The following is a 26,490-nucleotide window of genomic DNA, read 5'->3' on the forward strand; positions in this document are numbered from 1 at the left end:
CATGGATGTAGGTAAGGGGCGTGAGCAGGACGCGGAAGCTTTGCTCGGTTTTTACTTAGCCCACTAGGTTACAAATCTCGCGCCGCGATTAAATAGCCCCTAGTTTGAACAAATTTTAATCCGCATAGATCAACAGACCCTAAAGTTAATAGCTTAAACCTCTCATTTGTTTTTAGCATTCACCCTTTTTAGTAATTGACCTTTTGGTCAGTAAAGCTACAATCAATCAATACGTTAAACACGCAAACTTTATAATGACCACACAAATAAAGCCAAATAAAAAAGAAGTCACACGCGAGAAAAACCAAAAACTAATTTTAGATGCCGCCGAGCAATTGTTTTCGCAATTAGGTTACGACGGAGCAAGTATGAGCATGGTTGCTAAAGAAGCGCAGGTGCCAAAAGCTAATATTTTGTATTACTTTAAAAGTAAGGATGGTCTGTACGAGTCTGTGATTGACCGCATAATAGCTAATTGGAACTTAGGGCTCGATAACGTCACAATTAACGACGATCCAGCTACCGTGCTTTATAACTATATTAAAAGCAAAGTAATACTGGCCGTAAATCAGCCAATGCAATCTCGCTTATTTGCCAGTGAAATACTGCGCGGTGCACCCTATTTACAAAACTACTTTAGAACCAATACCCGCCCTTGGGTTAAACAAAAGGTTGATGTACTTCAAGCATGGATGGACGCTGATAAAATGGATAAGGTTGATCCCTACCATTTGCTCTTTACTATTTGGTCTACCACGCAATATTACGCCGACTTTCAGGCTGAGGTTTTACTCGTAATGAACAAATTAGAGTACGACGAAACCGATGTGGCACAAATTACGCAATCAATTGCCCACATAATTTTAAAAGGTATTGGTCTTAAAATACCTGAGCAAAGTGAGACTTAACCCATGACATCCTTTACTACACCCGATTTATTTGACGATCATCGCGATAACGTGCAAGTAGCAGACAGCGGCCTTTATCACTTTGGTAAAAAAACCACGTTTTATGGCAAAGTAGTTACCGTTACCTGCCCAGAAGACAACTCTTTTGCCGCCGATATATTGCATGAAAATGGTGAAGGTAAAGTATTGGTTATAAACGGGTTTGCGAGCAAACGCTTTGCGTTTATAGGCGATATTATGGCTGAGCGTGCCCTAAATAATGGCTGGGAAGGCGTAATAATAAATGGCTGTTGCCGAGATATAGAAATACTTGCCACGATGAACTTACCTGTAATGGCGCTTGGCTCTACACCGCGTAGTACCTTAAAGCGCGGCTTTGGTGATAAAAACCAAGCTATTACCATGCTTAGCACCACCATAGAACCTAACGATTGGGTTTACGCCGATATTAATGGTTTAATCATCAGTAAAACGCCCCTTATTTAGCACTCAAAACCATATAAATAGAGACCAACTTGGTGCACCTACGCACCAAGTTGGTTTGTTTTAGCTCATTTTAATCTCACTATTTCTACAGCCCACATTTGCAAATCTCATACAACCCAACAAAACCTGACCAGTTGGACAGGATTTTAATTTATGGCATTCCTCTTGCTTAGTCTAAGTACTATAAAATCAAAACTACCGATTAAAAAGCGGAGCTTTAGCAATTGCATTAAATAAGTGATCTATTATAACGCGAAGAAAATGACGCAGTGAGTGCGCTATTTAATCCGATAAAATGATCATGATTTAATAAAATTGGTATTCATAATAATAATAACCAGCCCGCTTTTTAATCACTCTTAACTTAATAAGTAAGTACTTGGTCAGTTTTATAATAATGAGCTGCAAATGAGTGATAAAAAAAACAACAAAGGTATATTTTGCAATCACGGTCCTACCCTGTGGCAAACAAACCACTCTGGAGTGCTTGCAAACAATCGCTTAGCTGTAAAAGATGTATTTGCAGTAAAGGGCGAGCGTAACAGCGCAGGCAACCCACACTGGTTTAAAACAGCTAAACCGGCTCAAAATACGGCAAGCTCGGTTAATAAGCTCATGACCGCTGGTTGTAACTTTATAGGCTTTACCCATACTGACGAGCTGGCTTATAGCTTAGAGGGTAATAATATACATTATGGCGCTGCGCAAAATCCTAAATTAAAAGGGCATGCTTGCGGTGGTTCGAGTATGGGGTCTGCTGCTGCAGTTGCTGCTAACTTAGCTGATATTGGCTTAGGCACCGACACCGGCGGCTCAATTAGAATACCCGCCAGCTATTGTGGTTTATATGGCATAAGGCCAAGCCATAACGTGATTGAAAAAGACGGCCTAATACCGTTGGCTCCGCCTTTTGATACCATAGGTTGGCTTACCCAAAGCGCCGAGCTATTAAGCGATGTAGGTAATGTACTGCTACCAAATCAAACTATTAATAACGTTGATACCTTAGTTATTTGCGAGCCGTTATTTGAACTCGTTGACCCTGTTTTACAAGCCCCACTTAAACAATTGCTTGAAAAAACCAAGCCTAATTTTAAGCACCATAAAGAATTTGAACTACCTAACAGCAGCTTATTAAATGAACTTGCTGATAGTTTTAGAGTACTGCAAGGGCGAGCAATCGCAAAAACGCATAAAGACTGGCTTCAATTGCCGGGGCAACTTCCCCAGTTTGCTCCAGCAATTGCGGCACGTTTTAATATGGCGCTTGCCCTAACTGTTCAAGAAGAACAAGAAGCACTAAAAGTACAAACCCAATGGCAAACACTAATAGCTAAAAACCTAAATACAAACAGCTGTTTATTTTTGCCAACCACCCCCACAACCGCACCTAAATTAGGCGCCGACACAAGCGCCTTACGCATGCAAATTATTACGCTTTCGGCAATTGCAGGGCTTAGTGGCTCAGCGCAAGTGCATTTACCGCTGGCTGATTTAGCAAATGATCATCCGTATGGTTTTTCTTTAATGATGAGCCACGGTAACGATAAAAGCCTACTTGCTTGCGTTAAGCACCTAGCTGCACACTTTAAACAGGACACACCGGCATGACCACACACAACATTGCATTTACCGCGTCTCATTTTTCGGCCACTGAGGCGGGTATAAATATACTAAAACAAGGCGGTACAGCTACCGAGGCTATGGTAGCGGCTGCCGCTGCTATTAGCGTTGTATATCCACATATGAACTCAATTGGTGGCGACAGCTTTTGGCTTATCGATAACCCAAACCAAAAAACGCCTACCGCTATTGACGCCTGCGGCCGTGCAGCAACTAATACAACGCCCTATAACTCGCTCGCGCAAATACCAGAGCGCGGCGGGTTAAGCGCACTGACTCAAGCGGGTACAATTCGCGGTTGGCAAAAGGCGCTTGAACTAGATGAGCACGCAGCACTACCACTGTCACAAATTTTAGCACCCGCTATTGAGCTTGCGCGCGAGGGCTTTACAGTTACAAAAAGCTTGCAAGCAGGCTGCGAAAAACTAGCCACTGCTAACAATACCAATGAGGCGTTTAAAAGCCTCTACATACCCAATGGCAAGCCCTTACAAGAAGGCCAGCATTTTAAAAACCCTAAACTTGCAGCAACGTTTGAATACCTAGCAAAACATGGCTTAAACGCATTTTATGAAGGCGCACTTGCCAACTCATTTGCCGCCGACTTAGCAAAAGCAGGCAGCTCAATTACCGCAGGTGACATTGCAAATACTAAAGCCGAGGTAGTTACTGCGCTAAATGCAAACCTCAGTGGTATTGATTGCTACAACTTACCCGCGCCAACACAGGGCGTGCATTCACTACAAATAATTGGTGCCGTAAATAAGTTAAAGCATTTAGCTAAAACCGATGCCGACTGGACACATTTAATTGTTGAGGCAACTAAACAAAGCTTTACCCATCGCCCTACCCTTTGGGCTGACCCTGAAGCATTAGGAGACGATTATAAAAACGCACTAACCGATAATCGCTTAAGCGAACTTGCTAACAATATTGATATGGCCAAAGCCAAAAAATGGCCATTTAACGCAGAGCCTGGCGATACTGTGTGGATGGCAGCCAGAGATAAAAACGGGCAATTAGTCAGCTTTATTCAAAGCATTTACTGGGAATTTGGCAGCGGAATATTAATGAGTGAAGGCGGCTTTGTGTGGAATAACCGTGGTTTAAGCTTTAGTTTAAACAATCAAGATACCAACGCCCTTGCTCCAAATAAAAAGCCCGCTCATACACTTAACCCAGCACTAGCAAAGTTTAGCGATGGTCGTCGACTTGCTTACGGAACAATGGGCGGTGAAGGGCAGCCACAAACTCAAGCCGCTGTTTTTGCAGGCTACGCGTGGAGAAATAAATCTATAAAACAAGCAATTAGCGACCCTCGTTGGTTACTTGGACGAACATGGGGCGATACGAGTACAAATTTAAAAATTGAAAAAGAGTTAGTTTTTCATATAGAACATGAATTAAATCAACGTGACCACGATTGGGTAAGCGTTGATAATAATAACGAAATGATGGGGCACGCTGGGGCTATTTTAGATACACCTACAAGCCTTGAAGCTGCAACAGATCCTCGTTCAGATGGACGTGCAACAGTAACTACAGCAGGAACACAATGTCAGAAATAATAAATCAATGGCCAATTATAGTAGCCTTAATAGCAACCGGTATTTTTGCCGGTATTTTAGCAGGACTTTTTGGTGTAGGCGGCGGTATTGTTATCGTCCCTGTGCTGTATTTTTTACTGCAAGGTTTTGGCGTAAGCCCAGAGTCGGCAATGATGATAGCCACCGCTACATCACTTGCAACCATAGTACCTACTTCGCTTTCATCTATTCGCTCGCATCATAGCAAAGGGAATATTGACCTTGCGCTAATAAAATACTGGGCACCATTTATTTTAGTTATGGCCGTTGTAGGCAGCTACTTAGCGCACTCAATACGCGGTAATGCACTGGTACTTATGTTTGCCTGTATTGCTATTTTAGTCAGTTTAAACATGCTATTTAGAGCCGGCGCACCCGCGCTTGTAAAACAACTGCCAGGAAAATTTGGTCAAGGGGTTATGGCAAGTATTGTAGGTGGTTTGTCGGTAATGATTGGCATAGGTGGCGGCACTATTGGCGTACCTATGCTAAACGCATTTAATGTACGCGCCCATGTTGCAGTAGGTACTGCGGCCGTTTTTGGTTTATTGATTGCACTACCTGGCGTTATTACCTTATTAAGTATTGGCACAACGCCAACCGATGCTCCCCTAGGTACGTGGGGGTTGGTTAACCTCCCTGCCTTTTTTCTTATTATTCCGTTGACTATTTTATTTGCGCCTATTGGCGTAAAAATTGGTAGCAAGCTGGATCAAAAACAACTAAAACGCGCCTTTGCCGTTGTCTTAATGATAACCGGCATACGCATGCTTATTCAGACTCTGGGAGCCTAAAATATGTTTAATAACACGCAAGTTCAAACCTTAAACCCACCACAGCGTTTATTAATGGGACCAGGCCCAATTAATGCCGACCCTCGTGTTTTACGTGCTATGTCGGCGCAGCTTATAGGCCAATACGACCCAGTAATGACCGGTTTTATGAACGAAACCATGGCACGTTACCGCGAAATTTTTAAAACCAAAAACGAATGGACCATGCTAATAGATGGCACATCGCGCGCAGGGATTGAAGCCGTATTATGCTCAATTTTACGCCCAGGCGATAAAGTCCTTGTGCCAATTATGGGGCGCTTTGGCCACCTACTTGCTGAAATAGCAGAACGCGTTGGCGCAAAGGTGCACACAATAGAAGTGCCGTGGGGCGAAGTGTTTACGCCTGAACAAATCGAAAAAGCCATTGTTGATGTAAAACCCCATGTACTTGCTATGGTACAAGGCGATACATCCACAACCATGAACCAACCGCTTGAACACATTGGTGATATTTGTCAAAAGCACGATGTACTATTTTATTGCGATGCCACCGCATCGATTGTAGGTAACGATTTACCCGCCGATGAGTGGAAACTCGATGCACTTTCTGTTGGCCTGCAAAAATGTTTAGGCGGTCCGTCTGGCTCTGCGCCATTAACACTGAGCGACAAATGCGCCGATTGGATCCAAAAACGTAAAAAAGTAGAAGCAGGCATTCGCACTGCCGATCATACCGACGGTACAGAGCCCTTTGTGCGCTCTAACTACTTTGATTTAGGTATGATAATGAATTACTGGGGCGAGGAGCGCCTAAATCATCATACCGAAGCCACCAGCATGTTGTACTGCGCCTCAGAATGCGCCCGCATAGTTATTGAAGAAGGCGTAGATAACTGCGTAGCGCGTCACAAATTACACGGCGATGCCATGCTAACAGGCATTCAAGCACTGGGCTTAAATGTATTTGGTGATTTAACACATAAAATGAACAACGTACTGGGTGTGTATATACCCGAGGGCATTAATGCCGATCACGTACGCGGGCAAATGCTAACCGATTTTGGAATAGAAATTGGCACCTCGTTTGGCCCGCTGCATGGCAAAATTTGGCGTATTGGCACCATGGGTTACAACGCCCGTAAAGATGCCGTATTACAAACATTGGCAAGCCTAGATGCCTGCTTACATGCCAACGGTTACAAAGGCCCTAAAGGCGAAGCCGCCATTGCCGCCCTTGCTCACTATAAATAAAAAAAGGATTTAGCATGACGATTGTAAGCCCACAACACAGCCCTTTATTAGATAAAGAACTTGCTGATGAATACGCAACACGCGCTTTATCTCGCTGTAAAACCCTCAGCGCACTATCGCAAATGCAAGGCGGTATTCACCGCGTGTACTTATCAAAAGAGCACAAAGACTGTAACGCTGTTACTGCATCGTGGATGGTTGAGGCAGGCATGCAATCGTGGCAAGACGAAGTGGGCAACCTTTGGGGGCGACTAACATCATCAAACCCACATGCTAAACGTTTAATTATAGGATCGCACCTCGACACAGTACCAAACGCAGGTGCGTTTGATGGTATTTTAGGTGTACTGCTGGGGATAGAAATTGCAGCGCTTGCACATAAGTTAACGCTCGACCTGCCCTTTCATTTAGATGTAGTGGGCTTTTGCGATGAAGAAGGCACCCGCTTTGCCACAACTTTAATTGGCTCAAAAGCCCTCGCTAACGAATTTGACCCGCAGTGGCTAAACATTGAAGATACAAACGGCATAACTATGCGCCAAGCCATGCTCGACTTTGGCTTAAATCCCAACAACTACGCAAAGGCCGCACTAAACAAAAACGAATTACTAGGTTACTGGGAAACTCATATTGAACAAGGTCCGGTGCTCGAATCGGTTAATCAGGCGTTAGGGGTTGTAACGGCTATTGCAGGGGCAAAACGCGCCATGCTTACCCTAACAGGCCAAAGCGGTCATGCGGGTACAACCCCTATGAATTTACGTCAGGATTCACTAGCAGGCTGCGCTGAATTAGTAACCGAAATTGAAAAACTAGCAAAAAGTGCGAGTAATGGCGAAGTAGCCACCGTAGGGCAAATACAGTCTCGCCCTGGGGCTACAAACGTGATTGCAGGCAAAACAACCATAAGCCTAGACGCACGCGCACAAAGCGACACCGATCTCGCTAACTTACTAAGCGTCATACAAAACAGCGCTCAATCTATAGCAAGCAAACGCAATTTAACGCTTGATTGGCAATGGACGCATGCCGCCGATGCCGTAGCGTGCGACACCACTATTCAGCATTTGTTTTCAAGCGCATGTAAACTCAATAACCAAGCATCGCCTTCACTTGCCTCAGGCGCAGGGCACGATGCAATGGCAATCGCTCCAATTTGCCCCGTTGGCATGTTGTTTATACGCAGCCCTGGCGGTATAAGCCATCACCCAGCAGAAGCGGTTATCGACAGCGATGTAACAAAGGCACTCAGTGTAATGTACAGCGCGCTTTTACTTTATGTGAAAGAGTGTGAGTGATTTAAGGTAATCGAGTAAACCAAGTATATTAACTTGGTATGCTTAGGGGCTTAAACCTCCTCAAAGTCATTTGGAGGTTATTACTGAAGGCAGGTAAATGCAGGAATATACGTTATTTAAAGTAGCTTTATCGGGCTGCCCTTTGCTCTTTTAGGCTAAGGCGTTTATGTGAGCTATATACATGTTGAATGTTTGTACCATTAACCAAATATGCATCCATTTCGACGGTAATTAAACCCGATAATGGCTTGATTTCTAGAACACCCAACTCACCTAAATTTGCAGATAGTAAAGTATTATTTCTAATAGCTAACAAAGTTTTGTCAGTATCTCGTAAGTCACCATTCACATATAATTTAGCACCACTAAACCAAGTGTTAATTATTTTAACTTTGATTGACTTAACAGTAAATTCAAAGGATTTTCTCATCAGATCTCCATACCCAGAAATGTAATTATTATACTTTATGTTTTTATGTGCTTGGCGAACAAGCACTTTCTTTTAATACCCGTTTAGTCGATGCTGGGTAATTTTTTAGTGCAGCCAAAGGGCGAATTGGCCGCTGAACCAAATTACCTGAGCAGTTTGGGCACACGTTATTTAATACTGTTTGAGCACAGCCAGAACAAAATGTGCATTCAAATGAACAAATAAAAGCCTCTGTGGACTGTGCAGGTAGATTCTTATCACAACATTCACAATTAGGTCTTAAATCTAGCATTTAGAGCTCCCTTTTATCCACCCAATGCTGAGTAAATATCGATTACCTTTTATAACTTTTGATACCTGATGCTCACTTACATCAGGGCGGAATAGCTTAACCCGCTTTGTTTCAAATATCGGATTACTGCAAATAAACTCACCACCCAAATCTGCTTTTTTCAGTACTATATTCAATCGATAGTGTTTACCAGATTCAACTTTGTCTGTGTGTGGTGCTATTTCACTTCCTTGTGGGAATTTAAGCAAATATGTATCAAATTTAATTGGCCACGTAGCACCACAAATCAACATTTTATCGTAGCCTGATTTTTGTCGGCCTCGCTCCCAACAAAATAATTTACTCAAAAAAAACATACAATCCCTCGAAACAGCTAATAAGCTGCAGGTTAACTCGTTTTTTTATTTTTATTGATAAACAAACCATAGCCGAGTTCATATTTTGATTCAATCGATTATTGTATTTTACGTGGGATATAAAAGAGAGTTTTAATGGTGTTTTGATTGGCGTTTTAAAAGACATTATGGTGGCTATAATTACCTAGCAAATCAAAATATAGCCACCCGTTTTACTTTAATGCTTATTTAAAGCTTATTTAATCGTTACCTTTGCATCACTTACCCATGTTTCAGTTATAGCTTCATCATTTTTATCAACTAAATACGCCCGTATGTTCACCGGATTGTTGTTAGCTTGTTTGTAGTCAAATGCTAATCGCCATTGGTTTGTACCAACTACCGGATAAACTCCAATAGGTTCTAGTATTTCACCGTTGCTGGCTTCAACAATCGGCTTTATACCACTTTTGTTATCTAAGCCTTTAAACACTGGACCTTCAAAATCAATCACCATTTTGTTAACGCCTTCAGGAATTGGCTGGCCGGGAATTCCGCCTAAGCCTTGTCGAGTATTTACAACGCTTGCAAGCGTTTTTGATTTTGGATCGAGTGGACGCCACTCAATATCATAAGAAAAGGTAAACTCATCACCTTTGCGCGCCTCTTTTTCGGGCACCCAGTAGGCAACAATATTGTCGAACGTTTCATCTTTTGTAGGAATTTCGATTAACTGTACTGCGCCTTTGCCCCAATCGTCAGTAGGTTTTATCCACGCTGATGAACGCTTATTGTAAAATACGCCGTCGTCTTGGTAGTTATTAAAGTCACGATCTCTTTGGATTAAACCAAACCCTTTTGGGTTCTCATCAATAAAGCTATTGGTCGACACCGACTGAGGGTTATTTAATGGGCGCCAAACGTATTGACCCGATCCTGTGTGAATCGCCAGGCCATCGCTATCGTGAATTTCTGGGCGCCAATCTTTAGCTTCTGTTTTATCTTTTTGTGAGTACCAATACATACTGGTTAATGGCGCTATACCTAAACGCTCAACATCGGCGCGCATATACAAATTAGCCGTTACAGAGGTAATATGGCCTTTGGCTTCTTTGTTATCTTTACTTAAACCAAATCGATAAGCACCAGTGATAGAAGGCCCTTCAAGCAATGCCCAAACAGACACACTTTCACCTTTTTTCTCTGCGGGGCCAATCCAAAATGCAGAAAAACGCGGAAATTCTTCTGGCTGATTCATGCCCGTATTAATCGCGATACCTCGGGCCGAGAGTCCATATTGCCCCTCTGGGCCGTCGGTACGAAAATAAGACGCGCCTAAAAAAGATATCCAATCGGGTTTCATATCTGGGCGCATTATTCTAAAGCCTGCAAATCCAAACCCTTCTGGGAGATCGTGAGCTGGGCTATTATCGGGCATATCAAAAACGTCATTACTAAAAGGTACATTTTGAACCTGATTTTTATCATCTCTGATGTAAATACTTACTGGCTCAGGAAAATATCGGCCAGGGTAAAATAATTGTACGGGCGCCTTTTTTCCACTTGGGTATAAGGTTTCATCTTCTTTAAAGCGTATTTTCCAGTGTTCGTCATACGTAATTTTATCGATTAACTCCGGCGCTGGCACCTTAGTTGGCGTATAGGGCTTTTCGGCTGAGGCTTTTGCTAGGGCTTTTAAGTCTTCGAATGAAAACTCCGTTTTATCTACTGCTTCTGTCGCGTAAGACGACATCGAAGTGCTAAAAATAATTGCGATAAATAACTTTAATTTCATAAAAAGAATGTCCAATAAATTGAGTCAAATAAAAATGGGAACGCTGCACGAACGTATGTTTAACTTAAAGTTCTGTATGGATATTACGTGACGTAATATGAACTAGTGTTTACTAAAATATAGTTATTTGACTACAGGACCTCCCATAGTTATTTTTTTAGGTATTGGTTTTAAGGGATATTGCGCGCGTTTGATGATATCGCTGAAGTGAAAATAAGTGGGATAGCCCAATTTATTATTAGATCGCTGGTATTCAAATGGATAAGGGTTGTATTTAGGTGGTGGAAAACGAAGAGGCTCACCACTTTTAAAACTTGCAATTAATGGCTGAATTTTACTAGTCGTCCACCTCAGGGCATGTTGTTATATTTTATATGCAAATCAGCCATTGGTTAATGCACTAACAATAACACCTGAAATTATTGATGTAACTAATGCTAATGCAGCGACTAAATACCAACCTTTTCTAGTCTCATTTCTTGTATTAAAATACTCGATTGATTTAGAGCCAATATATAAATATGAATCATCTTTGTTACCCTTGATAGTTACCCCATCATATGTTTGACTTCCATCTCCCTGAGAATATGCCTGAAACATTCTAACTTGCTTATAAGTTTCAAGTTTACCATTGTTATCAAAGTATACAGGCCCTGTAAAGCCGATATATTCAGAGTCCAACAAGGCAGCGAGTGAGTAAAAATCACGATGGTCATTATGTGTACGAATCATAATTGATGATATTTCTTTAATACCCGCATCATCATTGTCATAAATATATTTTAGAATTTGATAATGACTATTTTTCAAAGTGACTCCGAAATTGAATAAAAATATAACAAGTCTCTAGGTTAACCCGTTTTTTATTTGTTTTTATTAATAAATAAACCATAGCTGAGTTCCTATTTTGTTCAATGATTTACTCAGTTATGCATAAATTTTCAAAAGCGGCTCTGGTAATTATCCAAAAGCCTGTCATCTCAATTCAATATATCGGCATTATCTTTTGTTTGATTTATACCAATAAGGATTTTCTCCAAATAAGTAAAAATAAGCATTATCGCTAATTGTAGGCAAACAAAAATAATAATGGAGAACGGTGAACTTGATAGCATACTTTGTGTTGTTTTTTCTGAAGTGGCGGCCAAGTAAAAATCAACATAGGTCAAAAGTAAAAATAAGCCCGAGACATAAAGTACAACTTTAACTTTTGCACTGCGTAGCTTTGAAACCACTTCATCATTAGTCATTTAAAACGCCTTTAACTGTATTATTTTTTTAAGACGTTTTTTAATGACCTTTTGCTCGCAATAAAGCCCGATAAAACCACCAACAGCAATTGAAGCCATAACCAACAACCAATATAAAGAGCTATTGGATGCCTGAATACCCGAAATATAAAGGTATAAGTTGAACGGGATAATAAAAAATAAGCTACCTATTACTTTAATGAATTCCCTAAAAAGCTCTGTATCAGACTTTGCTTTGTCGATATGAGAGTTAATAGTTTCATTTGATATCTCATTTAGCTCTGGGTATGTCTTGTGTAACCAATTTAAATAATTCAATTATGCATCCTTGTATTTTTATATCTAGTGCCGCCTTAAATAGGCAAAATATATTTGTAAAATAAGCATTGTGACAGCAAAGCGAACTACTTTTTGTTCTTGGTCAACTTATTGTTAACTTCATATTTAGCTTCACGTTGATTTGCACGCAAACCTGCAAAATGGGTTACCGCAGCTATAGGTAAGCAAATAAAACCGTATGCTTTAAAGCTTTCTAAAAAACCGCTTTTCTCGCTTATAATGCCACCAAATAAAACGCCAAGAATGGTAGGCAATACAACGAGGCTGTAGAATAGCCCTAACAGCCAAATTCAATTAATTAGTTTCTTTAATTAACTCTAAGCATTTTAATGCAATGTGTAATAAATGTATTACCCATTAAAAAGCTGTTTTCTTAAAAAAGTAATTCTACAATCTCAATGCTTACATGAGGGGCTGATAATAACTTGTCGAAATGTGTAGCAAAGAGAACTAAGCAAACAGTTAGTAGTCGCTTGTTAGTAGTTTATACCACTAACCTCACGTAGAAATTTTTAATAAAAACAAGCCTAACCCGCCGAATAAAGTTAAAAATACCACCAACATTATAATCAGCGTTTTGGATTCACCTAATGATTGCATTAATCCCATTTCAGTCGGTAATATTTGCTCAAGCAGATATGGCTGTTTAATTTTGTTTTTTTGACCTCTATCCATAATACACATTCCATATAGAACTAATACTGCTAACGAGCTTGTAGATTAACTCGTTTTTTATTTGTTTTTATTGATAAACAAACCATAGCTGAGTTCCTATTTTGGTTCAATCGTTATTGCATTTCACGTGGAATATAAAAAGAGGACTAGGTGTTGTTTTAATTGACGTTTTGGAAGGTATTACTGGAAATTTAGTATGCTAACTGTTTGTTATTATCCTAACTTGCCGTATTTCAGAGTACTCGGACTGAATTAACCCAAAGCATTTAAGATCGTGAAACTGATTTTTCCAGTAACCACTTTGACGCCTTATACCTTCCTCTTTGAACCCAACTTTTAAAAGGAGTGACTCAGATGCAGAGTTTCCAAGAACAGTATCGCCTTGAATACGATTAAGTTTACCGCAAGATAAGTCACCTGAAAATGCGGCTTTAACTATTCGATGAACTGCTTCAGTGGAAAAACCCTTACCCCAATATTTAGGTAGTAAATCATATCCAATAACAGCATTTTTCATTTTAGGACTCCAAGTATTAAAGCCGCAAGTACCTATAAGTTGATCTGTTTCTTTTAGGCGAATAGCCCAACGAATACCTGAGTTTTCTTTAAAACGAGCGTTAAAAAACTCAATTAAATGGCTGGCTTGTGACAGTTCAGTAAACGCCTCTAAATCATAATATTCTACAACTGAATTGTCCGAGAACAACTCAAACAAACTATTTGAATCTTCTTTTGATAATTGATCTAACCTTAAGCGATTTGTCTCTAAAGTTGGAAATGACAACCTAAATCCTCCGTGAAATATAACAAGCCTGTAGATTAACTCGTTTTTTAATTTTTTATTGATAAACAAACCATAGCTGAGTTCCTATTTTGGTTCAATCTATTACTGTATTTCACGTGGAATATAAAAAAATTGTTAACTGTTGTTTTAATTGATGTTTTGGAGGGTATTACTGGATAATTTAGTGTGAGTGTCTTTTTACTCTTTCTTTCATTTCAGCTCAGCTTTTTGCGTGATTCATTTTTATAAAACTCACTTAACCCGCTACTTTAATTTATTATTTATGTAAAAGTTAGAATGAATTTCATCCTAATTCTTTAGCTTTTGTTTAACTCTATTTTTGAAACGTAAAATACAATACCAGCAACAAGGCCTACTATAGAAAATAAAAACAATTGTAAAAAGCTATATCCATAACCTATTAACGTAATTGAACCATTTTCGACCAATACCTTACCATTAATAATTGAGCTATCTAAACCTGAAGGGAAAACAAAAAAGAAAGAAACTAAGCAAGTAGATATAACTGAAGATTTGAGCACTGTATTTAGCGAATAACCACAGCTTTTAGTGATAAATTTATAAATGGGAAATGCTGTTACTGGAACCAAAATTAGAACAACTATTAACGTCCAAATAAATATACCAAAAGGCATAATAGTAAATTTCCTTTCAATTGCCATTGGCGCTAAAAATGCAACAATTAAAGAGGCTAAAATAAAGCTAAATATTGTTCTCAACTCGAAACCTTCTTAGAAAGCTAACGCCTGCCATAACCGATTTGTGGCGCTCTTGCACAAATCCGGTTAATGGCTTTGTTATGTAAGGTCACCGTCAAGTCCAAATTTTTTTCTGTTCAAAACTAGCGCTGCCAGCACAGTTACTCCTAACACTGTACCAACAGGGAACATGAAGAGTAACAATGTTGAATATATTATTAGTGCCCAAAAAAGCCACTTAGTTCGATAGTTTAAGCCCACAACGGAAAATGTTAAAAAGCAAAGTGCAACTAAAAATAAGATGAACCCTGTTACTGTAGACAAAGCTGTTGATGACATTTCTTCTTGTGATATTTTAGGTTCATTACTTCCAAACAGCGTTATCTCTTGAAATGAAGAGGACATAATTAAATACGAATCAACAATTCCCCAAAGAGGTGCCCAGAAAAGCAATAATCCCAGAACTGCGACGTATTTCCCTATAGTTTCCTTGTTCATCATCTCTCCTCACGTAGTTATATAAAGAGCCTGTTAACAGGCAGAAAATAGTTAGTTAAATTAGCAACAAAGGAACAAAGCCAACTATTTTTATCCTTGTTTAACAGCCTGTTATGCATTGTTTACACTACAGTCAATTGTTGCGTTAATCTTTGGTGGGTAGACAGAACCAAACTGACTATGCGAGCCATAAGTACCCATTTTATATTTTTTTACGTATATATCACTAGATTTGCATAACTCTTTTCCTTTGAGCTCTACCAATTCGACCATATCTGTTTCATTAAGATCGGTATGACCAAGAACCTCAATTGAATACGTCCCATCAGAGTTTTTGCTTACATCGCTATATTGGACTATGACACCTTTATAAGTTTTCATACCAACACAACCAGAGATTATTAATATGATTAAAGGTAGATACTTTTTCATGCTTATCCTTAAACACCTAACAGCTTATTGAGCACCACTTTGGGGATTTATAGCACCCCAAAACGGCGTATATTACAGTGTTCAATAATTCCACTAAACAACTTCAGTGTAAACAAGTAATTAAATATGTTACAAAAAAATCTTTGTAATTTTTCACCAAAACGGTGTTTAATAATGTTATTGGACAAAACAAAAATAGAGCTTTATTTATGATAAAAACGAATGAGTGAGGTGTTTACTTTACATCAAAGTTCACGTGGTCAAAGTATGGATTTTTCTCACGCGCTTTAAGTATACTAATTGTAGTGAGCACAATGAGTTGCAGCTCGCTATTTACGTTAACAACTATGCACTCGTCTCTATTAGCATTGCGTTTTGTGTCAGTTGCTATCCCGCATACACCATCGCCATTTTTTAATATAAGCTCAATGCTTAAATGGTGCATACAGGCAATTTCGATGTAATCGTATTGGTTGCAACTGATCATAACGTCCTCTTTATTTAGTCGGTTTAAATAGCATTAAAAAAGCAATAACAACAAGGTTGGCTATATACCAAAGATCTTTAATTACAAACTGCCCTAGGCGCTCCAATAAAGTGGAAGAACTAAATGCACCGGTTGCGGTAATTAAGAATGTTTGGGTCATCATAAATACGCTTAAACACGCTAAGCCACTTACAATAATTAGCTTTTTATTCTTTAAAAATAGCCCTAAGCCCAATAACACAGCAAATAATACATCAAACCCGCCAATCACGTTAGATGTACCTTGTACGCTAAATACCGTGTATAACCACGACATAAACGGTGAGGTTTCTACTAAACTTACAATGCCTTTTGCTTCAAACTCGTAAAACTTCATGCCGCCGATCCACAGTAAAACCATAGCAACCGGTATAAAGTTTAAAAGTACGTGTTGTTTGTCGGTAAGTTTGTCTTTATAAAATAAAAACAAATATAAAGGCACTACAGCAAAGTATTTAATTATGCCCTGCCCGCTACCAATGATTGGAAAGCCGCCTAGTTGCGCCATCCAACGGTTGCTGGCAAATAAGGTAAGTAATGCAACTAAACTTATAATTGCTGCAAGTAAAAGTGCTGGCGTAGGTTTCATTAGTTTAAAACGAGCGAGCACGGTGGCAAACGCTAAAGCAATCATAAATGAGCCACTAATTAAACCTAACGCAGATACAGACATTAGCGAATCAACGCCGTAAAAACTAAACGTAGCCGTTAACGTATTAGGGTTTGCTCCTAACGCAAACGACAAGCCAAGTAACAAAAAGCTACTCGCTAATAAAAAAGTAATCACGTTGTTGGTTAGTTTTAAGTTCATTGTATTTCCAAGTATTCGTTAAGACTTACAAAGACCTTACGAACCTATAAAACAATTCAAGCTAACTCTTAAAAAATAAGAGTTGATTAAGCACAACGTAAGCTCTCATCGGGTAACTTAATTATTCATTTAGTTTATGGTTTATTACCTCTTTATTAATAAAATTAAATAAGTTTAATTTTCATATGATGTGCGTCATCTTTTTTATTATTAAATGAAGTAGAATAACGTTGCCTTTTCAATACACTGAATGCATGCATTTCTAAAACTTAGGGACATTTTAATGAAAGGTACTGATATTCGAATTACCTCTGGACTGATTTCTATAGCCATTGTTTTATTACTTTGGTTTGCTGTACCGCCTCCGCAAGGTGTTACCGAAAACGCATGGCATTTGCTCGCTTTATTTGTTGGTACTGTAGTTGCCATTATTGGTAAAGCAATGCCTATCGGCGCCATTGCTATTTTAGCTATAACCTCTGTTGCGTTAACTGGCGTAACTAATGACAGTCCATCTGGTGCTATTAAAGATGCATTAAGTGGTTTTTCTAACTCATTAATTTGGCTGATTGGTATTGCTATTATTATATCTCGGGGGTTAGCTAAAACCGGTTTGGGAAATCGTATTGGCTATAATTTTATTTCTTTTTTTGGTAAAAAAACTATTGGTATTGGCTATGCCCTCGCGCTGTCTGAACTTGTTATAGCGCCTGTGACGCCAAGTAATACCGCGCGAGGCGGCGCTATTATTCACCCAATTATGAAGTCGATAGCAACAAGCTTTGGCTCGTCTCCTGAGGAAGGCACATCTCGTAAAATTGGGCACTACCTTGCTTTAGTTAGCTACCATATAAACCCTATTACATCAGCTATGTTTATTACCGCCACGGCTCCTAACCCTCTAATTGTAAAGCTGATTGCTGATGCTACCGGTGCAAATATTAGTATTACTTGGAGTACATGGGCGCTGGCAGCGCTTGTTCCTGGTTTGCTATGTATTGCCCTTGTCCCTTTGGTTGTTTATGCCATTTACCCACCTGAAGTGAAAAGTACACCCGATGCTAAAACCTACGCAGAATCTAAATTAACTGAAATGGGCCCAATGAGTTATGGCGAAAAAATAATGGTGGGTGTTTTTGCTATGCTGCTTGTTTTATGGGCCGGCGTACCCGCAATGATTTTAGGAGCTGAGTACGCGGTCAATACTACCGCAGTGGCTTTTTTAGGTTTGTCGGTTTTATTAGTAACGGGTGTATTAAGCTGGGACGATGTACTTAAAGAAAAGTCTGCGTGGGATACCGTTGTTTGGTTTTCAGCATTAGTAATGATGGCCACTTTTTTAAATAAACTAGGTTTGGTAACGTGGTTTTCAACACTTGTTGAGAGCAATATTGCGCAACTGGGCTTTGACTGGATTGTATCGGCCATTATATTGGTAGCGGTGTATTTTTACGCTCATTACTTCTTTGCCAGTACTACAGCACATATTACTGCTATGTTTGCCGCATTTTACGCCGCAGGCTTAGCGCTTGGCGCTCCACCTTTATTTTTAGGTTTACTGTTAGCTGGCGCTTCATCACTCATGATGTCGTTAACGCATTACGCAACAGGCACATCTCCCATCGTGTTTGGCTCAGGCTATGTATCATTAAAAGATTGGTGGGTAATGGGCCTTATAATGAGTATTATTAACTTAAGTGTATGGGGAATTATCGGCGGGCTTTGGTGGAAAGCACTTGGGTATTGGTAGTATTGCCTTTGTTAGTTTGGCTTGCACATTTAATACTGCGCACTTGAGTTTAGAACAAGTTCAAGTGCTTCAGCCCTAAAAATATAAACATTAGGGCTGTTAGAAGGGAGCATTATGGTTTTTAAATTCATAAAGGCAGCATATTCAGACCGAGACTACTTATTAAGCCTCAGAAAACTGACTATGGTTGAACACTTAGAAAATGCCGGGTTATTTTTAACTGATCAACAGCATGTTTTAAGGCTTGATGATCAATATGATTGCTCTCACCTTATAGTTATAAATGAGGTACAAATTGGTACTTTAAAATACCAAACGCACGCTCAATACATTGAAATAATGCAATTACAAATACATCCATTGCATCAAAATAAAGGGTATGGGAGAGCTGTTATTGAACAAGTTATTACAAGTGCGCAATCAAAACCCATTAAACTCACTGTGCTTAAAAACAACCCAGCATTAGGACTTTATAAGCGGCTGGGTTTTACTATAACTGATGAGAATAATTACGAGTACCACATGCAAACGCGGGCTACTCGTAGCTAAAATTAATCGCTTTGATCTCTGAAGTCTTTTTTTCTGAAAATAGTTAAATGCCAACCCCAATGCAAAGAGCCTAATCTTAAAAAGATAGTCGTGAAAAATGATCCTAAAATACACCAAATGTAATCTACATTAAGGCTAAATAAAGCGGCATAAACTGCACCACCCGCTAAACACGCAGAGGCGTAAGGTTCGCTGCGCATAACCGTTGGCACCTCACGGCAAATTACATCACGTATTAAACCACCAAATATGCCTGTAGTAATACCCATGGTAATCGCGACCACCATGCCGGAGCCATTAATGAGTGCTTTTTCTATCCCCATAATATTAAATAGCGCCATACCAACAGCGTCTACCAATAAAAAGTAGTAGTTATTAACGCGCGGTAAGTATCGAATAAACGCAATTGTTGCTATAACGGCCCCGTAGGTCGAATATAAATACTCTGGAGTGGCAATCCAAAATACCGGTTTGTTTAAAAGTATATCTCTGAGGGTACCGCCCCCTAATGCTGTAACAGTTGCAACCACTACGACGCCAAAGCCACTAATGTTTTTTTCATACCCAAGCAATGCCCCTGCAACAGCAAAAAATGCAACACCGAGTAACCCTAGTACCATAAAGTATTCAGCAGTCATGGTAATTCCTTTTTAAAGTTTATTAGGAGTTGTATCAACTTACGTGCCAAAAAACTGAGTAAATATAAATAAACTCATAATTTAAGTGACTGAAATTTATAAGCTTATTTCATTTATTAAAAAACGTTAGCTATGTGATATTTAGTGAAGGATTAACAAGAGTAATTATTTTAATTATGGGTAGTTTTTACACGTGAAAGTACAGAGGGATTTTGTCACAGAGTTGCAGTCGAGCACTTTTAAATTTTAAGCAGAAATTAAATGAACAATAAAGCTATTACCAATATTACAAAAATAATAGGCAATAATGCATGTTGCCAGTTTTGTTCTTTATTTTGATTATAGAGTGTTTGCATTGAGCTTTTATCATTATTGGTAAAACTATGCTGGCACTGCATACAGTTTTGGGCTTTTATGCTCACCCAAGTACCACATTTAATACATGCGTAACGCCTCGACAGTTTATCAAACTCGTTTGTTTTCCTAAATATTCTCATTTATCACCTCATTGATTTTCGCCGCAGTAAGAAACCCAATGAATCATATATGCTCTTTAAATTCATTGTTACTTCTTTACTTTATTCAATAATTTTTACATTTGGAATGTTTTGTAAAAGGTAGGATTTTAAAGATTCAAACGCATCTTTATTGAAAATAAACTCAGTTGTTTTACCATCAACTTGATTATACGGTAGTGCAAATACACCGTGCCTCTTAGTTTTGTCGATGACAACTTTGTTAATATCGTTAATATTAAACACTTGCTTATAAACGTATAATATTTGCCCCTCAACGCGTACAGCCTTTAACGGGCTTTGCTCAACATTGCGCGAACGAATAAACACAAAATATAAAATAACGGGAAATAAAAACAGGTTAAACGCTTGCAAACTAAAAGGTTTACCTATCAATACAATATATGTTGAGTAACAAATTAAAGAGGCCGCTAGTGCTAAAATTAGTTGTGTGTTGTTTTTCATAATCATCCTTGGTTACTAGTCAAAAAAATCGGTAAGGTTTTTTAATTATATTACCAATTTAGTGAAATACGCCATTTTGTAACTTTTGCTAATCAAACAGCGTTTGATACATTATTAAATCCGCAATAAAATATTAGGCTCTCGCTGATGAGTAAAGCTCATCTAAAGTGTAGGTAGAAAAATCTATTTCAGAGTCCATGAAAAAAATCCGTCATATAGTGTTATTAAAAAGCAATCTAACACAACTAATTCAAGCTATTCAATTGTTTAAGATTATCAAATAAAAAAACTACTAAAAAGTAGCCTTTAATTATTAATTACCCTTAAGCTTTTTAACTGTGCTGCCTTTTTAAGCGCCCACCAACCAATTACTAAGCTCATTAATATACGTACAGGAAAGTAAATAACAGCTGGTATGCCAAATAACCACTTGGCAAAGCCTTGTGGCATTACATAAAATGCGACCCGCTTCACCCAAAATATAAACTCAACATACTGCGCTAAAAAGTCATTAAGCGATAAGCTTAGTAGCGCTAATTCATTACTTATTAGAACCCATAAGGCATATAAACCAAGCAGACCATCACCCATACTACCAATATAAGATGAGTAGCCTATAAATAATAAAAAACTGCGCATGGTAAGTCCTTCTTAGCTGTACCAACAATTTAAAATACAAACTAGCTAATCCAAAAAATATTAAACATGGCTTTGTTAATTGCACCCTTTAGACGTTTTAACTAATTGAATATTATTAACACTTGCGTGTACTCCACAGTAAAACATGTAGTTAGAGCAATGATAGTTTTCATCCATAATATTCAAACCATTCTCATCAAATTCTAGCTCAAACTTACAGTTAATATCGTATTCGGGCTCTTGCTCTTCAAACACCAATTTTTTACCCTTTAGTACTAAAGGTAATGGTTCTGTCGTCCCTTCTAACGGTGCTGTTATCGTGCAAATATGAAAATTAAAGCCCCAGATAAGACCTTCTGTAAAATATTTATCGTCTTTTTTAAATATATTTATATAGCTCGTTTTTAATTTAAAACGCTCATCACTTTCGCTACCATCGTCGTTGAGCATAGGGGTCGCGCTAGTTATTTTGTCTGTTCTTGAATAGCATCCTTCAAATGAGTCTGCATGTGAATATTCACTAAAGACCGCACTTGCTAACATAAAAGCGGTTTTAATCATCACTCGCTCCTTGCTGTAATGTTAAGTTCGCTCAAAAAAACGCCCTGTATCGTCTGTCATTTTTACTGGTAAACCGTTACCAACCATAAAGTGATAAAAACGTAAATCATCAATCAAGTCAGGGGCTGATATTTCTATGTCTCGGTAAGTCGCGTCTCTAAATTTAAACCTTAAGGTATGCTCAAACCGCTTCGTTTGACAGTAAAGTACTTCTTCTAGCTCAGACACCTTTATATTTATACCAAGTAATTTAAATTCACCATTGGCAATATCAATAGCTTGTGATTGCTTATTATTTGTAGATAGCCATTCAATAACCACTCCTAAAGAAGATAATCCAAACAAATATAAAAACTGATGCAATAAAGGTTTTTCGTTAATTACTTCCATGTAAAATAGCAAAATGACAATAAATAATGCTGATAAAGCCAAACTATAGACTATTTTAAATCCGGGTAGTTTTTTTTGCCTAGGCAAAGCTGCCATAATTAATATCCTGATTAATCTACATAACTCACTTTTGTTCCCGCTAAATGATCATGTAAACATCGTTTATCTTTTCCAAATATAAATAATGGATTAACAAAACCAGCTATAAATTGACCTACCGAAGGGACAAGTGATAATAGTTGCATACAAAGCATGCGTTTAAAGTAAATTGTAGTAAAGCTTGCTTGTGTACCATCTAAATTTTCAATACGGATAGACATTAAAGATTTACCAATTGTTTGTCCGCGTTGGTACATGAGGTAACCATGAAGCACTAACGTGCTTAATATGCCATAACCTAGCAAACCTGCAGATAAAGTAAGTGTTGGTTGGCTTAAATTATCAAACCCTAAGAGTATGAATACAGGTATAAAACAAACAACACCTAAAACGCCATCAACAATAGCAGCTACTAGCCTATCTGAGCGCGTTGCTTTTTCTCCTGCTACTTTTGATACAATAATTTCAGATGGGTTCTGTGCTTCTCGCGTTTCAATTAAGTCGTCTATTTCTTTTGCTCGATCTGGGTAGGCTTCGCGATCTATAGCTCTCGCTGATGAGTAAAGCTCATCTAAAGTGTAGGTAGAAAAATCAATTTCAGAATCCATGCAAAAAATCCGTCATATAGTGTTATTAAAAAGTAATTTAACACAATTAATTTAAGCTATTCAATTATTTAAAATAATCAAATAAAAAAGCTACTAAAAAGTAGCCTTTAATTATTAATTAAATACCATTCAATTTGCTGTTAAAAATGCCATTTAACTAGCAAGTTTGGATTATGTTCGGTTTGCCCATCTACACCAAATTTATTTTTCCAATAAACATACTCAATACCCACATCAAGGCGGCCTGTATCTAAGCCGAGCATAGGGGCAATATTGTATTTAATCTGCGAGGTAAAGTTAAAGCCACCTTCACTTTTACCAAACATTGTGTCGGTGCTATCTACAATATCTAAAAAGCCATCGTATCTAAAGTTACCTTTGTTATAGCCCCACGTGACTGTTATTTGGTTATTATCTTCACGTTGAATACCTATATCATCTTGAAAGCGACGATAATAAGCCACATTAAAATATTGAAAGCCAGGTACATCAAGTGATACACCGCCCCCTAATAAATAGTTATTTTGATCCGTATCTCCCGAGCCATACTCTGTTTGTAGGCCTAAAAACACCTCTTTAACAAAGCTATTTTGTGGCTTGTAAAGAGTAGGGTTTATGTTTAGCTCACCGTACACTTCATCGGGATTACTTAGCCTATCCATAAAGAAGAACGTACTGCCCCAAGTATGCCCCGATGCATGCTCTATAGTAACAACACTTCTATCTTCTTCCTCCCCTGAAAACGGCTCTAGGTAGTCGGCTCCTGTCATTGCGGTAATACTAAAATCAGACCAAAGCTCTTTAGCCGATACACCTGTAGAGCACATTGCAATTGCAGTTACTAATGCTAATTTTTTTATTGTTTTGATTTTCATTGTTAATCCCTTTTATTATTTTTATTAGTTTAGTTAAGATGATCCGTACTTGCTGAGTAATTTTCTGGTAGTACCAACGTCATTATTATTGCGGTGATACCCGACACCGTCACTGCACTACCAAATATGGCAGTAACTAACTTAGGTGCGTTTGCAAACAACTCCGGTACAAAACTAACACCTAGCCCGAGCCCCAAACTCACCGCAATAATAAGTAAACTTCTGCGATTTATTTTTTCGCTGGCGAGTATTTTGACCCCAGCGGCTGCTACGGTGCCAAACATTACAAGCGTTGCACCGCCCAAAACAGGTTTAGGTATATTTTGTAATACAGCGCCAATCACAGGAAACAAACCAAGAATGATTAAAATACTGCCTATCCACAGGCCAATATATCTGCTGGCAACTCCAGTTAGCTGAATAACGCCGTTGTTTTGACTAAAAGTAGTATTAGGAAAAGTATTAAATAAAGCGGCAATCATCGAGTTAACACCATCACCTAAAATACCGCCGCGAATACGTGCTAAGTAACTAGGTCCTCTAACAGGTAACTTAGAAACCGCACAATTGGCAGTAATATCGCCTGTCGATTCAATTGCAGTAATAAGGTATAAAAAACCAAAGGCTATGAGTGCACCAAAATCAACATTAAAGCCGTATTTAAAAGGCAGTGGGATAGCAATTAGGTCAAATTCACCTAATTTAAAATTAGCGATACCTAATACAAACGCAAGTAACCAGCCAAGTATCATTGCAACTACCACAGCCGTTAGCCTCACCCATTGGTTTTTACTTGCATTAAGCAGCACCACTAAAGCAACGACCGAAAAACCAACAATTAAGTTGCTCGTTGAAGCAAATTTTTCAGGCATATTAGTAAGTAGCCATTGCCCGCCACCTATATCAGTCATACCTACTTTAATTAGGTAAATACCAATAGTAGTGATGACCACACCAGTAACACTGGCTTAATTATTTTGCCTAATTTACTAATAAAAAAACTAATAAATACTTCAACAAAAGCGGCCAAAAAGCACACTGCAAATATAGTGGCAAGGACCTCGTCGTTATTGCCTCCGGTGGCTTTAACGGTAAAGCCTGTTGCTAAAATAGTCCCTAAAAAGGCAAAGCTTGTACCTTGCACACATATTAATCCTGAACCCACAGGGCCAACACGCCGCGCTTGTATAACCGTGCCCACACCAGATACAAATAATGCCATACTAATTAAATAAGGTATTTCAGCAGCTAAACCAAGCACACCGCCAATAATAAGCGTGGGTGTAATAATACCTACAAAGCTTGCGAGTACGTGCTGTAGTGCGGCAAAAAATGATTCAGTTACGCCTGGTTTGTCATCAACTGCATATATAATATCGTCAGACGAGCTTGTATTTATTGACATATAAACCTCTACGTTTTGCAAGTTAGCCACTGTATTTGTCTAAGTGACCAACTCATTGTTATTGCGTTAACCGCTTATTTAAGCTGCCCTTCAACGCCCTCAACATAAAAGTCCATACCCAACAACGTTTTGTCGTCTATTGTTTTACCCGCTTCAATAACCAGCTCACCTTGCTGATTTTTTATAGGGCCAGTAAATGGATGGAATTCACCTTTACCAATTTTGTCTGAAATCGCGTTCACTTCAGTCACAACATCACTTGGAATGTCTTTACTTAGCGGCGCTAAGCGAGTCATCCCTGAGCCTATCCCTTTCCATATATCTTGCGATTGCCATTTATCGTCAAGTACCTGTTGTACACGGTCTGCGTAAAATTCATCCCAATGATGAACCGCCGCCGTTAAATGTGCTTTTTTACCATAACCGCTCATATCTGAGTGGTAGCCAATAGCGTAAATACCAGCGGCTTGCGCTGCTTGCAGTGGTGCAGGCGAATCAGTATGTTGAGTTATAATATCAACGCCTTGATCTATTAGGCTATCGGCAGCTTCGCGCTCTTTACCCGGATCAAACCAGCTATTAACCCACACTACTTTTACTTTTGCATTAGGCTTTACTGAGCGCAGGCCAAGCGTAAATGCATTTATACCGCGTATTACCTCCGGAATAGGAAACGCAGCAATATAACCAATACTGTCGGTTTTACTCATGTGCCCTGCAATAACACCTGTTAGGTAGCGTCCTTCGTAAATGCGATCAAAGTAAGTGCTTACGTTTTTTGCGCGTTTATAGCCTGTGGCATGCTCAAACTTTACATTAGGGAATCGTTTAGCCACTTTAAGTGTTGGGTTCATGTAGCCAAACGACGTGGTAAATATTAAATCGTGCCCGCTTTTAGCCAGTTGCGTAATAACACGCTCTGCATCCGCCCCTTCTGGTACGCTTTCAACAAAAGTAGTTTCTATTTTGTCGCCAAATTTGTCTTCTAGATACTGCCGGCTTACATCGTGTGTATACGTCCAACCGGCCTCACCAATTGGACTTACATATACAAAGCCTACTTTTACGCTATCTTTTGCAATAGCAGATGCGCTTATGCCTAAGCTCAATGCAACCCCGAGTGCTATTATAAGTTTTTTCATTGTTATTCTCCGTGTTATATTTTTAATATCCTGTTGTAGC

At 38.8% G+C, this 26,490-nt stretch carries 31 protein-coding genes and 1 pseudogene; 9 read left to right on the plus strand and 23 right to left on the minus strand.

Annotated elements, in window-relative coordinates; translation table 11 throughout:
• The first annotated feature begins 254 nt into the window (after positions 1 to 254).
• From H5116_RS12000 to H5116_RS12030, 7 genes are all read left to right on the plus strand, one after another.
• The gene (locus tag H5116_RS12000; protein ID WP_004334664.1) at positions 255 to 908 is read left to right on the plus strand and encodes a TetR/AcrR family transcriptional regulator; all 654 of its coding nucleotides are present in this window, start codon (positions 255 to 257) and stop codon (positions 906 to 908) included.
• 3 nt (positions 909 to 911) lie between these two features.
• Entirely contained in the window at positions 912 to 1,394 is a 483-nt protein-coding gene (locus H5116_RS12005) for a putative 4-hydroxy-4-methyl-2-oxoglutarate aldolase (RefSeq protein WP_166377441.1), read from the plus strand.
• Positions 1,395 to 1,802: 408 nt separating this feature from the next.
• A complete protein-coding gene (locus H5116_RS12010; protein WP_182716221.1) occupies positions 1,803 to 3,005 on the plus strand; it encodes an amidase family protein in 1,203 nt (400 codons plus the stop codon).
• Complete coding sequence (locus H5116_RS12015) at positions 3,002 to 4,585, plus strand: gamma-glutamyltransferase family protein (RefSeq protein ID WP_182716222.1); 1,584 nt, start codon at positions 3,002 to 3,004, stop codon at positions 4,583 to 4,585. The genes H5116_RS12010 and H5116_RS12015 overlap by 4 nt, the downstream gene beginning before the upstream one ends.
• On the plus strand, positions 4,573 to 5,397 hold the full coding sequence (locus H5116_RS12020; RefSeq protein WP_007378545.1) for a sulfite exporter TauE/SafE family protein: 825 nt from the start codon (positions 4,573 to 4,575) through the stop codon (positions 5,395 to 5,397). Before H5116_RS12015 ends, H5116_RS12020 begins: the two co-directional genes overlap by 13 nt.
• Positions 5,398 to 5,400: 3 nt before the next feature.
• Complete coding sequence (locus tag H5116_RS12025) at positions 5,401 to 6,630, plus strand: alanine--glyoxylate aminotransferase family protein (RefSeq protein WP_182716223.1); 1,230 nt, start codon at positions 5,401 to 5,403, stop codon at positions 6,628 to 6,630.
• A 14-nt stretch (positions 6,631 to 6,644) separates the two neighbouring features.
• On the plus strand, positions 6,645 to 7,928 hold the full coding sequence (locus H5116_RS12030; protein ID WP_182716224.1) for an allantoate amidohydrolase: 1,284 nt from the start codon (positions 6,645 to 6,647) through the stop codon (positions 7,926 to 7,928).
• A 127-nt stretch (positions 7,929 to 8,055) separates the two neighbouring features.
• Here the strand turns inward: H5116_RS12030 and H5116_RS12035 are convergent, their stop codons facing one another.
• From H5116_RS12035 to H5116_RS12100, 14 genes are all read right to left on the minus strand, one after another.
• Positions 8,056 to 8,358 (minus strand): hypothetical protein, encoded by a 303-nt coding sequence (locus H5116_RS12035; protein ID WP_024596154.1) that lies wholly within the window; start codon positions 8,356 to 8,358, stop codon positions 8,056 to 8,058.
• Between the two features lie 43 nt (positions 8,359 to 8,401).
• Positions 8,402 to 8,650: a DUF1272 domain-containing protein gene (locus H5116_RS12040; protein ID WP_169060733.1), complete on the minus strand. Its 249-nt coding sequence runs from the start codon at positions 8,648 to 8,650 to the stop codon at positions 8,402 to 8,404.
• Complete coding sequence (locus H5116_RS12045; protein ID WP_010553586.1) at positions 8,644 to 9,006, minus strand: 2OG-Fe(II) oxygenase; 363 nt, start codon at positions 9,004 to 9,006, stop codon at positions 8,644 to 8,646. The genes H5116_RS12040 and H5116_RS12045 overlap by 7 nt, the downstream gene beginning before the upstream one ends.
• A gap of 235 nt (positions 9,007 to 9,241) precedes the next feature.
• Positions 9,242 to 10,780, minus strand: a complete 1,539-nt coding sequence (locus H5116_RS12050) for a glucan biosynthesis protein (RefSeq protein WP_182716225.1) — start codon at positions 10,778 to 10,780, stop codon at positions 9,242 to 9,244.
• 381 nt (positions 10,781 to 11,161) lie between these two features.
• The gene (locus H5116_RS12055) at positions 11,162 to 11,590 is read right to left on the minus strand and encodes a hypothetical protein (protein ID WP_182716226.1); all 429 of its coding nucleotides are present in this window, start codon (positions 11,588 to 11,590) and stop codon (positions 11,162 to 11,164) included.
• Between the two features lie 170 nt (positions 11,591 to 11,760).
• Positions 11,761 to 12,030 carry a hypothetical protein gene (locus tag H5116_RS12060; protein WP_076924291.1) on the minus strand — a complete coding sequence of 90 codons (270 nt, stop codon included), beginning with the start codon at positions 12,028 to 12,030 and terminating at the stop codon, positions 11,761 to 11,763.
• Complete coding sequence (locus tag H5116_RS12065) at positions 12,031 to 12,348, minus strand: hypothetical protein (RefSeq protein ID WP_182716227.1); 318 nt, start codon at positions 12,346 to 12,348, stop codon at positions 12,031 to 12,033.
• Positions 12,349 to 12,867: 519 nt separating this feature from the next.
• A complete protein-coding gene (locus H5116_RS12070) occupies positions 12,868 to 13,044 on the minus strand; it encodes a hypothetical protein (protein ID WP_182716228.1) in 177 nt (58 codons plus the stop codon).
• A 199-nt stretch (positions 13,045 to 13,243) separates the two neighbouring features.
• Positions 13,244 to 13,828, minus strand: coding sequence for a GNAT family N-acetyltransferase (locus H5116_RS12075; protein WP_024596159.1), 585 nt, complete (start codon positions 13,826 to 13,828; stop codon positions 13,244 to 13,246).
• 317 nt (positions 13,829 to 14,145) lie between these two features.
• Positions 14,146 to 14,568 carry a hypothetical protein gene (locus H5116_RS12080; protein WP_024596160.1) on the minus strand — a complete coding sequence of 141 codons (423 nt, stop codon included), beginning with the start codon at positions 14,566 to 14,568 and terminating at the stop codon, positions 14,146 to 14,148.
• Between the two features lie 78 nt (positions 14,569 to 14,646).
• A complete protein-coding gene (locus H5116_RS12085) occupies positions 14,647 to 15,045 on the minus strand; it encodes a hypothetical protein (protein WP_182716229.1) in 399 nt (132 codons plus the stop codon).
• Between the two features lie 111 nt (positions 15,046 to 15,156).
• Positions 15,157 to 15,477 (minus strand): hypothetical protein, encoded by a 321-nt coding sequence (locus tag H5116_RS12090; RefSeq protein ID WP_024596161.1) that lies wholly within the window; start codon positions 15,475 to 15,477, stop codon positions 15,157 to 15,159.
• A gap of 235 nt (positions 15,478 to 15,712) precedes the next feature.
• Positions 15,713 to 15,964 (minus strand): Rho-binding antiterminator, encoded by a 252-nt coding sequence (locus H5116_RS12095; RefSeq protein ID WP_182716230.1) that lies wholly within the window; start codon positions 15,962 to 15,964, stop codon positions 15,713 to 15,715.
• 10 nt (positions 15,965 to 15,974) lie between these two features.
• Positions 15,975 to 16,814, minus strand: a complete 840-nt coding sequence (locus H5116_RS12100; protein ID WP_182716231.1) for a DUF417 family protein — start codon at positions 16,812 to 16,814, stop codon at positions 15,975 to 15,977.
• A 283-nt stretch (positions 16,815 to 17,097) separates the two neighbouring features.
• Between H5116_RS12100 and H5116_RS12105 the strand changes: the two genes are divergently transcribed.
• The gene (locus tag H5116_RS12105; protein ID WP_182716232.1) at positions 17,098 to 18,564 is read left to right on the plus strand and encodes a DASS family sodium-coupled anion symporter; all 1,467 of its coding nucleotides are present in this window, start codon (positions 17,098 to 17,100) and stop codon (positions 18,562 to 18,564) included.
• 114 nt (positions 18,565 to 18,678) lie between these two features.
• Positions 18,679 to 19,113, plus strand: coding sequence for an N-acetyltransferase (locus H5116_RS12110; RefSeq protein WP_182716233.1), 435 nt, complete (start codon positions 18,679 to 18,681; stop codon positions 19,111 to 19,113).
• Positions 19,114 to 19,115: 2 nt separating this feature from the next.
• Here H5116_RS12110 and H5116_RS12115 read toward each other — a convergent pair whose 3' ends face one another.
• The 9 genes and pseudogenes from H5116_RS12115 to H5116_RS12155 all read right to left on the minus strand — a co-directional run bounded on the left by H5116_RS12115 (position 19,116) and on the right by H5116_RS12155 (position 26,450).
• Positions 19,116 to 19,751 (minus strand): trimeric intracellular cation channel family protein, encoded by a 636-nt coding sequence (locus tag H5116_RS12115; protein WP_004334621.1) that lies wholly within the window; start codon positions 19,749 to 19,751, stop codon positions 19,116 to 19,118.
• A 578-nt stretch (positions 19,752 to 20,329) separates the two neighbouring features.
• On the minus strand, positions 20,330 to 20,731 hold the full coding sequence (locus H5116_RS12120) for a hypothetical protein (protein ID WP_182716234.1): 402 nt from the start codon (positions 20,729 to 20,731) through the stop codon (positions 20,330 to 20,332).
• A gap of 306 nt (positions 20,732 to 21,037) precedes the next feature.
• Entirely contained in the window at positions 21,038 to 21,370 is a 333-nt protein-coding gene (locus H5116_RS12125; protein WP_182716235.1) for a hypothetical protein, read from the minus strand.
• A gap of 75 nt (positions 21,371 to 21,445) precedes the next feature.
• Positions 21,446 to 21,931, minus strand: a complete 486-nt coding sequence (locus tag H5116_RS12130; protein WP_259398817.1) for a hypothetical protein — start codon at positions 21,929 to 21,931, stop codon at positions 21,446 to 21,448.
• A gap of 21 nt (positions 21,932 to 21,952) precedes the next feature.
• On the minus strand, positions 21,953 to 22,417 hold the full coding sequence (locus tag H5116_RS12135; protein WP_007584380.1) for a hypothetical protein: 465 nt from the start codon (positions 22,415 to 22,417) through the stop codon (positions 21,953 to 21,955).
• A 14-nt stretch (positions 22,418 to 22,431) separates the two neighbouring features.
• Positions 22,432 to 23,028: an RDD family protein gene (locus tag H5116_RS12140; RefSeq protein WP_182716236.1), complete on the minus strand. Its 597-nt coding sequence runs from the start codon at positions 23,026 to 23,028 to the stop codon at positions 22,432 to 22,434.
• 140 nt (positions 23,029 to 23,168) lie between these two features.
• Positions 23,169 to 23,903: a DUF5020 family protein gene (locus tag H5116_RS12145; RefSeq protein WP_182716237.1), complete on the minus strand. Its 735-nt coding sequence runs from the start codon at positions 23,901 to 23,903 to the stop codon at positions 23,169 to 23,171.
• Positions 23,904 to 23,932: 29 nt separating this feature from the next.
• Positions 23,933 to 25,308, minus strand: a pseudogene (locus H5116_RS20365) (uracil-xanthine permease family protein).
• A gap of 74 nt (positions 25,309 to 25,382) precedes the next feature.
• A complete protein-coding gene (locus H5116_RS12155) occupies positions 25,383 to 26,450 on the minus strand; it encodes a BMP family ABC transporter substrate-binding protein (RefSeq protein ID WP_182716238.1) in 1,068 nt (355 codons plus the stop codon).
• Positions 26,451 to 26,490 lie beyond the last annotated feature (40 nt).

The organism is Pseudoalteromonas sp. SG45-2 (genome assembly GCF_014164115.1).
Taxonomy (GTDB): Bacteria; Pseudomonadota; Gammaproteobacteria; order Enterobacterales; family Alteromonadaceae; genus Pseudoalteromonas; species Pseudoalteromonas distincta.

Bases quoted from the DNA above. Each gene is read 5' to 3' on its own strand.
- H5116_RS12060 (WP_076924291.1), bottom strand. From the start codon at position 12,030: ATGACTAATGATGAAGTGGTTTCAAAGCTACGCAGTGCAAAAGTTAAA.
- H5116_RS12115 (WP_004334621.1), bottom strand. From the start codon at position 19,751: ATGACTGCTGAATACTTTATGGTACTAGGGTTACTCGGTGTTGCATTT.
- H5116_RS12040 (WP_169060733.1), bottom strand. From the start codon at position 8,650: ATGCTAGATTTAAGACCTAATTGTGAATGTTGTGATAAGAATCTACCT.
- H5116_RS12025 (WP_182716223.1), top strand. From the start codon at position 5,401: ATGTTTAATAACACGCAAGTTCAAACCTTAAACCCACCACAGCGTTTA.
- H5116_RS12125 (WP_182716235.1), bottom strand. From the start codon at position 21,370: ATGCGCAGTTTTTTATTATTTATAGGCTACTCATCTTATATTGGTAGT.
- H5116_RS12135 (WP_007584380.1), bottom strand. From the start codon at position 22,417: ATGGCAGCTTTGCCTAGGCAAAAAAAACTACCCGGATTTAAAATAGTC.
- H5116_RS12105 (WP_182716232.1), top strand. From the start codon at position 17,098: ATGAAAGGTACTGATATTCGAATTACCTCTGGACTGATTTCTATAGCC.
- H5116_RS12120 (WP_182716234.1), bottom strand. From the start codon at position 20,731: ATGAAAAACAACACACAACTAATTTTAGCACTAGCGGCCTCTTTAATT.
- H5116_RS12070 (WP_182716228.1), bottom strand. From the start codon at position 13,044: ATGGATAGAGGTCAAAAAAACAAAATTAAACAGCCATATCTGCTTGAG.
- H5116_RS12095 (WP_182716230.1), bottom strand. From the start codon at position 15,964: ATGATCAGTTGCAACCAATACGATTACATCGAAATTGCCTGTATGCAC.
- H5116_RS12085 (WP_182716229.1), bottom strand. From the start codon at position 15,045: ATGAACAAGGAAACTATAGGGAAATACGTCGCAGTTCTGGGATTATTG.
- H5116_RS12145 (WP_182716237.1), bottom strand. From the start codon at position 23,903: ATGAAAATCAAAACAATAAAAAAATTAGCATTAGTAACTGCAATTGCA.
- H5116_RS12155 (WP_182716238.1), bottom strand. From the start codon at position 26,450: ATGAAAAAACTTATAATAGCACTCGGGGTTGCATTGAGCTTAGGCATA.
- H5116_RS12015 (WP_182716222.1), top strand. From the start codon at position 3,002: ATGACCACACACAACATTGCATTTACCGCGTCTCATTTTTCGGCCACT.
- H5116_RS12100 (WP_182716231.1), bottom strand. From the start codon at position 16,814: ATGAACTTAAAACTAACCAACAACGTGATTACTTTTTTATTAGCGAGT.
- H5116_RS12005 (WP_166377441.1), top strand. From the start codon at position 912: ATGACATCCTTTACTACACCCGATTTATTTGACGATCATCGCGATAAC.
- H5116_RS12000 (WP_004334664.1), top strand. From the start codon at position 255: ATGACCACACAAATAAAGCCAAATAAAAAAGAAGTCACACGCGAGAAA.
- H5116_RS12050 (WP_182716225.1), bottom strand. From the start codon at position 10,780: ATGAAATTAAAGTTATTTATCGCAATTATTTTTAGCACTTCGATGTCG.
- H5116_RS12035 (WP_024596154.1), bottom strand. From the start codon at position 8,358: ATGAGAAAATCCTTTGAATTTACTGTTAAGTCAATCAAAGTTAAAATA.
- H5116_RS12045 (WP_010553586.1), bottom strand. From the start codon at position 9,006: ATGTTTTTTTTGAGTAAATTATTTTGTTGGGAGCGAGGCCGACAAAAA.
- H5116_RS12030 (WP_182716224.1), top strand. From the start codon at position 6,645: ATGACGATTGTAAGCCCACAACACAGCCCTTTATTAGATAAAGAACTT.
- H5116_RS12130 (WP_259398817.1), bottom strand. From the start codon at position 21,931: ATGATTAAAACCGCTTTTATGTTAGCAAGTGCGGTCTTTAGTGAATAT.
- H5116_RS12090 (WP_024596161.1), bottom strand. From the start codon at position 15,477: ATGAAAAAGTATCTACCTTTAATCATATTAATAATCTCTGGTTGTGTT.
- H5116_RS12020 (WP_007378545.1), top strand. From the start codon at position 4,573: ATGTCAGAAATAATAAATCAATGGCCAATTATAGTAGCCTTAATAGCA.
- H5116_RS12140 (WP_182716236.1), bottom strand. From the start codon at position 23,028: ATGGATTCTGAAATTGATTTTTCTACCTACACTTTAGATGAGCTTTAC.
- H5116_RS12010 (WP_182716221.1), top strand. From the start codon at position 1,803: ATGAGTGATAAAAAAAACAACAAAGGTATATTTTGCAATCACGGTCCT.
- H5116_RS12110 (WP_182716233.1), top strand. From the start codon at position 18,679: ATGGTTTTTAAATTCATAAAGGCAGCATATTCAGACCGAGACTACTTA.